7 protein-coding genes are annotated in these 11,673 nt (G+C 34.8%); all 7 read left to right on the forward strand.

Going from position 1 to position 11,673, the window contains the following annotated elements:
- Window positions 1–208: 208 nt before the first annotated feature.
- Entirely contained in the window at window positions 209–4,162 is a 3,954-nt protein-coding gene (locus ACKI2P_RS07450; RefSeq protein WP_407376437.1) for a pseudomurein-binding repeat-containing protein, read from the forward strand.
- 464 nt (window positions 4,163–4,626) lie between these two features.
- Window positions 4,627–7,167, forward strand: a complete 2,541-nt coding sequence (locus tag ACKI2P_RS07455; RefSeq protein ID WP_407376449.1) for a pseudomurein-binding repeat-containing protein — start codon at window positions 4,627–4,629, stop codon at window positions 7,165–7,167.
- A 131-nt stretch (window positions 7,168–7,298) separates the two neighbouring features.
- Window positions 7,299–8,015, forward strand: a complete 717-nt coding sequence (locus tag ACKI2P_RS07460) for a metal-dependent transcriptional regulator (protein WP_407376439.1) — start codon at window positions 7,299–7,301, stop codon at window positions 8,013–8,015.
- A gap of 93 nt (window positions 8,016–8,108) precedes the next feature.
- Window positions 8,109–8,624 (forward strand): tRNA-intron lyase, encoded by a 516-nt coding sequence (gene endA, locus ACKI2P_RS07465; protein WP_407376441.1) that lies wholly within the window; start codon window positions 8,109–8,111, stop codon window positions 8,622–8,624.
- 98 nt (window positions 8,625–8,722) lie between these two features.
- Window positions 8,723–9,820: a tryptophan--tRNA ligase gene (locus ACKI2P_RS07470; RefSeq protein WP_407376443.1), complete on the forward strand. Its 1,098-nt coding sequence runs from the start codon at window positions 8,723–8,725 to the stop codon at window positions 9,818–9,820.
- Window positions 9,820–10,437, forward strand: a complete 618-nt coding sequence (locus tag ACKI2P_RS07475; RefSeq protein ID WP_407376445.1) for a stage II sporulation protein M — start codon at window positions 9,820–9,822, stop codon at window positions 10,435–10,437. Before ACKI2P_RS07470 ends, ACKI2P_RS07475 begins: the two co-directional genes overlap by 1 nt.
- 28 nt (window positions 10,438–10,465) lie before the next feature.
- Window positions 10,466–11,662 (forward strand): threonine synthase, encoded by a 1,197-nt coding sequence (thrC, locus tag ACKI2P_RS07480; protein ID WP_407376447.1) that lies wholly within the window; start codon window positions 10,466–10,468, stop codon window positions 11,660–11,662.
- Window positions 11,663–11,673 lie beyond the last annotated feature (11 nt).

Genomic DNA, 11,673 nt, shown 5'->3' on the forward strand with positions numbered 1-11,673 from the left:
ATTGTTGTTTTAACTAATTTTTAAGTTTATTTTTAAAAATCAAATAAGAATAATGCTTTTTTTGAAATAAAAAGGTTTATATAACATATTTGAGATAAATATTTGATAAGCGAGATTTTTATCTTGTGTATGTTTAAAATAATTGTTATGGAGGTAAAATATTTTGAACAAAAAACTATTGCTCACTTTATTTTTAGTGCTAACGGTCATGTTTTCAATTAGCGCTATTTCTGCAAGTGATGTAAATATTACAGATTCGTATGCTACTGGCTTAGTAGATGACACATCAGATTTATCAGTCCCACTGGAGAAAACAACTGATTCATCAGAGATTTCTGTATCTAGTGATTCAAATGTTGATAACGATTCATCTAAAGTTTCTCTATCAAGTGAAGAAGTTTTAGGATCTGAAAATTCAAATAATTTATCAACTAACATAAATGATGATTACAATGATGGTAGTAATGGGGTTATTAGTCAATCTGTATCTTCTGAAAATGCAGCATATGGTGACGCTAATAATGTTTCTTCTACAGTAAATATTGCAGATACCATCAAATCAAGTGATGTAACCAAATATTATAAAGGAAGCACAAAATACACAGCAACATTTACTGATATTGACGGTAAAGCTTTGGCTAATACCAATGTTAAGATTAAAGTAAATGGTGTACTTCATACTGTTAAGACTAATGCAAATGGTGTTGCTTCCTTGGCAGTTAATCTTAAACCTGGAACTTATACTGTGGTAGCGGAAAACCCTGAAACAGGTTATTCTGCAACAAATAAATTTAAAATATTAACTACAATCAAGGCAAATGATGTTACTAAAGTTTATACTGACGGTAAAAAATTCACTGCAACATTTTTAAAAAGCAATGGTAAAGCTTTAGCTAACAAATACATTAAGTTTAAGATTAATGGTAAAACTTATAAAGCTAAAACAAACAGTAAAGGTGTAGCTAGTTTATCAATGACTAACCTTAAAAAAGGAACTTATAAAATTATATCTTATAATACTGACGGTTTAACTAAAACCAATACAGTTAAGGTAGTTAGTTCAACTACATCCAAATTAACTACTTCAACTTACACTTTCCTTAAAAGCGATTCAAAAACAATTAAGGCAACTTTACTTAATGGATTAGGTTATGCTCCTGGTGCTGGAAAAATTGTAAAATTCACAGTAAACGGCAAGACTTATTCTGCAAAAACCAACAGTAAAGGTGTGGCTTCTGTAAAATTACCGACCTTGGCTGCAGGTACATATACCGTAAAATATAAGTTTGCTGGAAATAGTTTCTATAAAGCATCAAGTGCTTCAAATAAACTCTATATCCTTCCAAGTAAAACCGCCAAATTCACTGTTAAAAGCGGAACCACATTTGGACATGGTGCAGGCAATTCATTTAGTGCAGCATTAACTTCCGGAACCGTTCCTTTAGCAAGCAAAACTGTAACAGTGGAAATCAATGGTAAAACTTATACAAGAACAACTAATGCAAATGGAGTATTCTATTTTGGAATGAACCTTGCTATAGGTAAATATCCAATCAAATATACATTTGCAGGAGATTCAAAAGTCAGTGCTAAGACAGGATCTTCTACAGTTACCATTAAAGAAAGGACTACTCCTACTCTAACATGGAAAAGCGGCACATCATTCTATCAGGGATCTCAAACTTTCAAGGTTTTATTGCAGGATGCTAATAAAAATGCATTATCCGGTAAAACTGTTTCACTGACAGTAAACGGCAAGACATATACTGCAACCACTTCCTCAACTGGTATTGCCACATTCACTGCGAATGTTGGTATTGGAAATTATACCGTGACATACAGTTATGATGGTGCGAAAGATAATGATAATGGTCCTGCCAATGCATCAAAAGCAATCAGTGTCGTTAAAAAACCTGTAACTAATGGATATGGATACTGGGTTTTCGGTGGAGATATGAAAAGTGTTTCTTTAAGCACTTTGGCTTCCAAAGGAACTACTGATATATTCTTGAACTTTTATGCAGTAGAAGAATATGGAAAATCTGCTGTCGAATCTTGGATTGCAAGTGCAGCTAAAGTTGGAATCAGAGTTCATATCTGGATGCAATCCTTCTATGACGGAAGCTGGGTAAATCCGATTAAAAATGGAGCAGTCAATACTGCATACTTTAATAAAAAAATTAATGAAGCTAAAACTTATGCAAATCTTAAAGGAATAGCTGGTGTTCATCTGGATTATTTAAGATATCCTGGTACAGCATATAAAACCAGCGGTGGTACTGCTGCAATCAGCCAATTTGCTAAACAGGTTGCTGATGCTGTTCATGCTATCAATAAGGATTTAATTGTTTCCGGTGCTTTAATGCCTGAAACAACCAGTAATGCTTATTACTATGGTCAGGATATTTCCGCACTTAGTTCAAGTTTGGATGTGCTTATTCCGATGATTTACAAAGGAAATTACGGTAAAACCACCTCTTGGATTACTTCTACAACCAAATGGTTTGTTCAAAATTCAAAAGGCGCTGAAATCTGGTCAGGTTTGCAGGGTTATAAATCAGATAGCGATGTAACAAAACTTTCTCTATCTGAAATTACCAAGGACTGTCAGGCAGGACTTAGTGGTGGCGCTAAAGGTGCCATAATATTTAGATGGGGTCATACCAACTTCCCTAATTTCAGTACCATGTCTGATTCATCAGATTCATCATCAGATGATATAACTACTGATTCAGTTTCCTTGGCAAATATCTTAACTGCTGCAACTACATTAAAAAACACTATTGCATCAAAAGGAACTGTACCTGCTACTGTAAGTGTTGGCGGAGTAACCTATTCTACCGCACAATTCCTATACTTGATGTCAAAAGCGATTGTGAATATTAATGCGGGAAGTTCTGCAGCTATTTCACCTGTTGCTGCAACAGCTCCTGAAAATTCAGCCGGAACAGCTTCTGGTCAGTTATATAAATCAGATTATGTTGATGTGGCTACTAGAGTAGGCAATTATATTGCAAACAATAATCAGGCTCCTAATTATGCTTCTTCCACATTAGGAAATATCAAATATGAAAGCTTGGTTGATGCGTTTGCCAGAACATTGGCATATTATAAAGCTAATTCAGCATTGCCAAATTATGTAGAGATTAAGGATGTTTCACCATCTGATGATCCGACACCGGATCCTACTCCTACTCCAACTCCAACCGGAGATACCATTTCAATCAAAAATATTTTAACTGGCGCCACTAACTTGAAGGAGTATTATTCAAAAAACAGTAAACTTCCAGCTACAGTTACTGCAGGTGGAATTACATTCAAAACACCTGAATTCTTATATCTTATGAGTCAGGCAATATACCAAATAGGCAATTCAAACATGTCAGATATTAGTTATATTACTGGTGTTAGTGCACCTGCATCTCCATTTGGAGATTCTATTAGTTCAGAACAATTAACTAAACAAAATTACCTGACTGTAGCCAATAATGTTGCTAAATATATTGCATCTAATAAGCAGGCACCTAATTACGCTTCATCTACTTTAGGAAAAATAATTTATGATGAGTTGGTAGATGCATTCTCACGTGTGCTGGCTTATTATAATACCAATTCTGCATTGCCTAGTTATGTTGTAATCACATATGATTCAGGAGATTCAACTCCAACTGGCACTGGTACTGGTTTGAATGAGAAAAACACTGTGAAAGATACTTCAGTTTACTTGAAATCTACTACCAATTGTCCTGTAGGAAATTCAGCTATTAAGTCTGTTGTCAACTCTCTTACATCTGGACTGACTTCTGATTTGGCTAAAGCAAAAGCAATCTATAACTATGTCAGAGACAAGATTTCATACAGTTTCTATTATAATACTAAATACGGTGCTGTAGGTACTTTAAATGCTAAGACAGGTAACTGTGTTGACCAGTCTCATTTATTGATTTCCATGTTCAGGACTGCAGGTCTTGCAGCAAGATATGTTCATGGGGTATGCAGATTCAGTGACGGAACTTACGGTCACGTATGGACACAGGTTTTAATTGATGATTATTGGTATGTATGCGACCCGACAAGTACCAGAAACGCTTTTGCAACAGTTAATAACTGGAATACCAATTCATTTACCTTAAACGGAATTTATGCAGGTATTTCATTCTAGTTGATGATAAAATAAATAGTGATTAATAAAATTTTTATTAATCTTTTTTTTCTTTTTTTGAAGTCTAATTTTCTGAGTGAAATTCGTTTAATTCAATGTCTAATTTTACATTTGAATGTTTTAACATGTCAAAATTTAAGTTTTGTTTTGGATATTGTTTTTTGTCTGGAATAATTTCTATATGTCTTTAATTATTTTTTGAGGTTGTTTAATTTTTAAGCGATTTTGATATGTTTAAATCAGATTTCGTGAAATTGTAATTCATATTCTTAAATCATTTTAGAATTTTTTTTAAATTATTTAATATTTATTTCCTAATTTTTATCATATTTTAGGCTTATTTTTTAAAAATAAACGTTAATTATCCTTTTTTTCAAATAAGAATGTTTATATAGCATATTTGAGATATTATTTTGTAAGCGCGAGTTAAATAAAAATTAATGGGGGGATTAATTTTGAACAGAATGATATTTCTCACGATTTTTTTAGCACTTGCAGTTATATTTTCACTCGGTGTTGTTTCTGCTGAAGCAAATATAACTGACTCGAGTGCTGTGGGGCTGACAGGTGATTTATCAGAGATTTCTGCATCAGACGTTTCAAACATGGGCAATGACAAATCAGAACTTTCTGTATCTGATGTTAATGTTGTGAAATCTGAAAATGCAAATGAATCATCACGACTATCCTGTTGTAATGGTGGTGACAATTTGATTGTCGGTCAGTCATCATCTGTTGAAGTATTTGCTGCAGGCAGTGCGGCAGCTTCCGCAGTAAAACTGGAGGATACTGTCAAATCAGGTGATGTAGTTAAATATTACAGGGGAAGCGCTAAATATACTGCAACATTTACTGATATGAAGGGAACTGCATTGGCAAACACCGATGTTAAGATTACAGTAAATGGTGCTGTAAAAACAGTTAAAACAAATTCCAACGGTGTTGCTTCCCTAGCTGTAAATCTCAAACCTGGAACATACAAGATTGTTGCAACCAATCCGAAAACATCATATAAATTAACAACCACGTTCATGATTTTATCAACAATATCTGCAAGCGATGTAACCAAGGTCTACACTGATTCAAGGAAATTCACAGCTAAATTTTTAAAAAGCGACGGTAAAGCACTGGCTAAAAAGAAAGTTAAATTCAGGATTAACGGTAAAACATATTCCGCTAAAACAAATTCAAACGGTGTTGCCAGTCTTTCAATGATCAATCTTAAGAAAGGGACATACAAGATCATTTCATACAATACTGACGGATTAACAAAAACCAACAAGGTAAAGGTGGTTTCATCAACAACATCAAAGCTGACCTCATCATCTTATGTCTTTTTAAAGAAGAATACCAAAAAGATTAAGGTTAATCTAAAAAATGGATTAGGTTATGCACCTGGTGCCGGAAAGATCATTAAAATCACCATCAATGGAAAAACCTATTCGTCAAAGACCAACAGCAATGGTGATGCTTTTCTGACATTGCCTAACCTGAATGTCGGTGTTTATACATTCAAATGCAAGTTTGCGGGAAACGCATTTTATAAGGCATCCAGCACTTCAAATAAAGTAACAATTATCCTAACGGACAAAATCAGCGTCAGTAATGTTTTGGCTGGAGCTACCAATCTGAAAAATCATTATGCTGCCAACAGCAAGTTTCCTAAAACAGTTGTGGCAGGCGGCATCACATTCACAATTCCGGAATTCTTATACGTGATGAGTCAGGCCACATATCAGATAGGTCACTCAAACAAGGCGGATATTACATGGATTCCAGGTGTCAAATCTCCTGAATCTTCATTTGGCGATATTAGTGGAACACACAAACTGACTGAGTCAAAATATCTGACTGTTGCAAACAATGTTGCCAAATATATCTTTGAAAATAAGCAGGCTCCAAATTATGCAAGTTCTGCTTTAGGCAAGATTAGCTATAATCAGCTGGTTGATTCATTTTCCAGGGTTTTAGCATATTACAAAGCCAATTCCCAAATGCCGAACTATGTTGAAATCAAGGAGATTACATCAGACCCAACTTCTACCGGCAAGACCATTTCAATTAAAAATATCTTGACCGGCGCAACTAATTTAAAGAATTATTATTCAAGTAACGGCAAACTTCCAAATACTGTTACCGCTGGCGGAATTACATTTACAACTCCTGCATTTTTATATCTTATGAGTCAGGCTATATATCAGATTGGAAATTCAAACAATGCGGACATTGACTATATTACAAGCGTAAGCGCACCTGAATCTCCAACAGGTGATTCCATCAACTCAAAACAGTTGACTGAATCCAATTATATTAAGGTTGCCAATAATGTTGCCGGTTATATCAGGGAGAATAAGCAGGCTCCAAATTTTGCTTCATCATCTTTGGGTAAAATTATTTATGGGGAGCTCGTGGATTCATTTTCAAGAGTATTGGCCTACTATAACGCAAATAATCAGTTGCCTGCATATGTTGTAATAAGCTATGGTTCTACAGATGATGTCACACCATCAGGTACTGCAGGTTCCGGTCTTAATCAGAAAAATACTATCAAAGATGTTTCCGCTTACTTGAGGGCAACTTCAAACTGCCAAGTTGGAAATTCAGCTATCAAATCAATAGTCAACTCTGTTACTTCAGGTCTGACCAGTGATTTGGCAAAAGCAAAAGCCATATTTAATTATGTCAGGGACAGGGTTTCATACAGTTACTATTACGATACCAAATATGGTGCCGTTGGAACCTTAAACGCCAAGACAGGTAATTGCGTTGACCAGGCCCATTTGCTGATTTCCATGTACAGAACTGCAGGCATTGCGGCAAGGTATGTTCATGGATCCTGCAGATTCAGTGACGGTACCTATGGTCACGTTTGGACTCAGGTTTTGGTCAATGGCTATTGGTATGTTGGAGACCCTATAAGTGCCAGAAATTCACTGGGAACTATTAACAACTGGAATACAAATACGTTTTCCCTATATTCAACTTATTCAAGCCTTCCTTTCTAAGGCAAAGCAACGGTTTAGCGTGATTGGTATTTAATACCAATCCTATTTTTCTTTTTTCTTTAGGTATACCAAAACTTTTTTATACTTTTAATTATAAAATTTTAAATAATCTAAAACTACAGGTGGTCTTTATGGCTGAGAGCAAGAATATAAGTGAAAATATCGAAGAGTATCTGGAAGTTCTCTACCGTAATGGAAGTAATGGAGAACAGGTTTCAACAACAACATTATCCAAAGATTTGGGAATTGCTCCGGGTAGTGTAACTCAAATGTTAAAAAAATTAGAATCATTAGGTTATATTGGTTATACTCCATATAAAGGTGCTACTTTAACTCATGAAGGGATGAAAATTGCTCAAAAAATCACAAGAAAACATAGGATTTTAGAAAAATTCCTATTGGATGTCTTAAAGGTCAAAGAGGAAAATGTCCATGACCAAGCCTGTGAAATGGAACATACTTTATCTGATGAAGCTGAAAGAGCTTTATGTACCATGTTGCAGCATCCTGACTTATGTCCTGACAATAATATCATTCCGGCATGCAATTTTGACTTTGAAAGTTGTCAGGAGTGTTTCTCCCAAAAGGATTTTGACCAGATTATGAACAGAAAATTCAATCTGCTGTCTATTTCAGAATTGACTTCCAATACTGAAGGAACCATATCTTTCATTAGAGGAAACTCCGATTTATTAGACCAAGTTACTGATTTGGATATTAAGGTAGGTTCTAAATTAAACTATGAATACAATGAAAATCGTATGGGAAACCATTATTTAGTTTCTATCGATGATGTAGAGTTAAATATTCCATTTGAAATGGCTAATAATATATTTATTAGAGTTTAACTTTCTTTTTACTTTTTTTTTACAAAAATTTATATAATATTTATTCCAAATTTAATAGCATTAAATATAATTTATTTCTTTTTTGGTGTTTTAATGCGTGGAAATTTATCTAACGAAATTGTATCAATTAAAATTGAAGAGGGTAGTAAAAGGCCGATTGCTTTACATGAAAAAAGCAAATTTGGTAAAATTGAAGCGGATTGTCTTAATCTTAGTTTAATTGAAGCTTGTTATTTGTTAGAAAAAGGGCGTTTGGACATCTATGAAGATGATGTTGAATGTAGTATAGGTTATCTGATAGATATTTTAAAAGAGCAGGACAACTATGCGAAATATATTGTTTATCGTGATTTAAAAGATAGAGGTTATGTCATTAAAACAGGATTCAAATACGGTTCTGAGTTCAGATTATATGACCGTGGCGGAGGTCCGGGTCAGGGGCATTCCGATTATCTTGTAAAAATAATTTTTGAAAATTATGATATTAACGCATTGGATTTTGCAAGTTATGTCAGGGTTTCCCATGGGGTCAACAAAAAACTTCTTTTGGCCATAGTCGATGATGACTTTGATATAACATACTACAATATTGAATGGACAAGACCATAATTTTAATTGAAGGAATGTATTATATTTTACTGTAGTTTCATATTTATTGTTATAATTATTGAAAACATATTTAATTTAACATGTTTGAGAGTGGTAATGTGGAAAATTTAATAGATCCATGGGCATCATTTAGCCTAGATTATGATAAGTTGGTAAATCAGTTTGGTATAGGAAAGGTTTCAGACATAATTGACGATATTAAAAATCCTCCAAGGCTAATGCAAAGGGGAGTCATTTTCGGTCACAGGGAATTCAATGAAATTAATAATTTAATCAACCAGAATAAGGATTTTGCTGTTGTCACTGGTATGATGCCAAGTGGACAAATGCATATAGGTCATAAAATGGTTGTAGATCAGTTAATATGGTATCAGAAAAAGGGTGCAATGCTTTCCCTGCCGATTGCTGATTTGGAAGCATATGCCGCAAGGGGAATGAGTTTTGAAAAGGGCCGTCAGATAGCAGTTGAGGAATATCTGACCAACTGGATAGTCCTGGGCCTTGACCTTGATAAGGATAATGTCAACGTTTATCTTCAATCCAACAATCCGGCATTGCAGAATCTTGCATTTGAAGCTGCAAGCAAAACCAATTTCAACCAGTTAAAGGCAATATACGGTTTCACTCCATCAACAAATATTGCACATATTCAGGCACCTTTAATGCAGGTTGCCGATATTCTTCTTCCCCAAATTGAAGAGTTTGGAGGCCCAAAAAAAGTTATTGTACCTGTCGGTATCGACCAGGACCCTCATATCAGATTAACAAGAGATATCGCTCAAAAACTTCATGAGGATTTAGGATTTTTAACTCCGGCATCTACTTATCACAGGTTTCTTACAGGATTAACAGGAGATAAAATGAGCAGTTCCAAACCGAATACTGCAATTTATCTCAATGATGAAGTGGATGAAGTAGTCAAAAAAGTCAAATCCGCTAAAACCGGTGGAAGAGAATCCTTAAAAGAACAGCAGGAATTGGGTGGAGAAGTCGACAAGTGCGTCATTTATGAAATGCTGCTTTACCACTTGATTGATGATGATGAAGAACTTAAGAAAATCAGAACAGAATGTTTAAACGGAACCTTACGTTGTGGAGACTGTAAACTCAGAACTGCAGATTTAATGAAAGAGTTCTTTGAAGATTTAAAGGTTAAACAAGTTGAAGCTAGTGAAATTGCAAAAACATTGATATAATGATTTCTGAGATTAAACTCGCTTTCAGGCAAAACAAATTTGCCATTATCCTTTCAGCAGCGATACTTTTAATTTCTTTGGTTTTAGGATACGTTCTGGAACCTTATCTGCACAGTTTTTTAAATCCCGTAGTTGAAGATTTAACCCAAAAAGTAGAATCCGGCGTCATTCAGCTAACATTTGAAGACATATTTTTAAACAACATCCAAATTGTATTTCAGATGTTTGTTTACGGTATTGCTTTGTGTTTTTCAGTGATTGTGCTTTCATTCAATGGTTTTTTTGTAGGATACTATGTGGCCGGCAGCGACAACCTGTTTTTTACTTTGCTTTTGATAGTTCCCCATGGAATCTTTGAGTTTTCATCATGTATCCTTGCATGTGCAAGCGGCCTGGTGTTGTTTAATTTCATTTACAGATTTCTAAAATCATTGTGGAATCAAAAAGAGGATTCTGTTGTGCAAAGTTTAAAAAATGCTTTTGGTGAAAGTTCAGTTAAACTTAAGCAGGCTATTATAATACTGGCCATTGCTTCAATTCTGATGGTGATTGCAGGTTTTATTGAAGTTTATTTGACAATTCCAATTGCAAATTTCATAGTTAATTTATTTATATAATGCTAACAAATAATAAAATGTGATTTAAATGATAAGATGTGTTTCATGTGGACAAGAATATGACGATGATGAAGTTATCTACACCTGTGAAAAGTGTGGATCCGTACTTGAACTCGTCAATGAAATTGATGTTTCTAAAGATGTTTTTGATGGTAGAAAAGATAATTTATGGAAATTTAAGGAATGCATTCCTGTAGATGAAACCAAAATAGTTTCTCTTGATGAAGGTGGAACTCCATTTTGCAAATGTGATAAATTGGGAGATGAACTGGGAGTCAACTTATATGTAAAAGTCGAAGGTTCAAACCCTACAGGAAGTTTTAAGGACAGAGGTATGACTGTCGGCATGACCAAGGCAATGGAATTGGGAGTACATACAGTAGGTTGTGCTTCTACTGGAAACACTTCAGCTTCACTTTCAGCTTATGCAGCACGTGCAGGCTTAAGATGCATTGTATTTTTACCTTCTGGAAAGGTTGCTTTAGGAAAATTGGCCCAGGCAATGTTCCATGGTGCTGAAGTAATGTCAATAAACGGTAACTTCGACGAAGCTTTAGAGGCAATGACTGCTCTTGCATTAGAAAAACATCTTTATTTATTAAATTCAATCAATCCATATAGATTAGAAGGACAAAAAACCATAGGTTATGAAATTGTTCGTGACCTCGGATGGCAATCCCCAGACAGGATAATCTTGCCTGTAGGTAATGCTGGAAACATTTCCGCAATCTGGAAAGGAGTTAAGGAATTTTATGATGCAGGTTTCATTAAAGACTTGCCAATGATGACAGGTATCCAGGCGGAAGGAGCATGTCCGGTAACCAACGCATTCAGGAAAGGAGACAAAAGGGTTGTCCCTGTTGAAAATCCTGAAACCATTGCAACCGCTATTCGTATTGGTGCTCCTGTTAGTGACATTAAAGCATTGAATGCAATTTATGATTCAAACGGTTATTCAGAAACAGTAACCGATGAAGAAATCCTTGATGCTCAGAAGTTACTTGCAAGAACAGAGGGTATTGGTGTTGAACCGGCATCTGCAGCTTCCATAGCAGGTCTTAAAAAACTTGTAGATGAAGGAGTAGTTGAAAAAGGAGAAACCATTACCTGTGTTGTTACAGGGCACTTGCTTAAAGATCCTAACACTGCTATTGATGCTTGTACTAAACCTACACAGGTCGATGCGGATATTGATACCTTAAGAAAAATCTTAATGAACAAATAATATTGATTTTA

The organism is Methanobrevibacter sp., assembly GCF_045541095.1.
GTDB lineage: Archaea > Methanobacteriota > Methanobacteria > Methanobacteriales > Methanobacteriaceae > Methanocatella.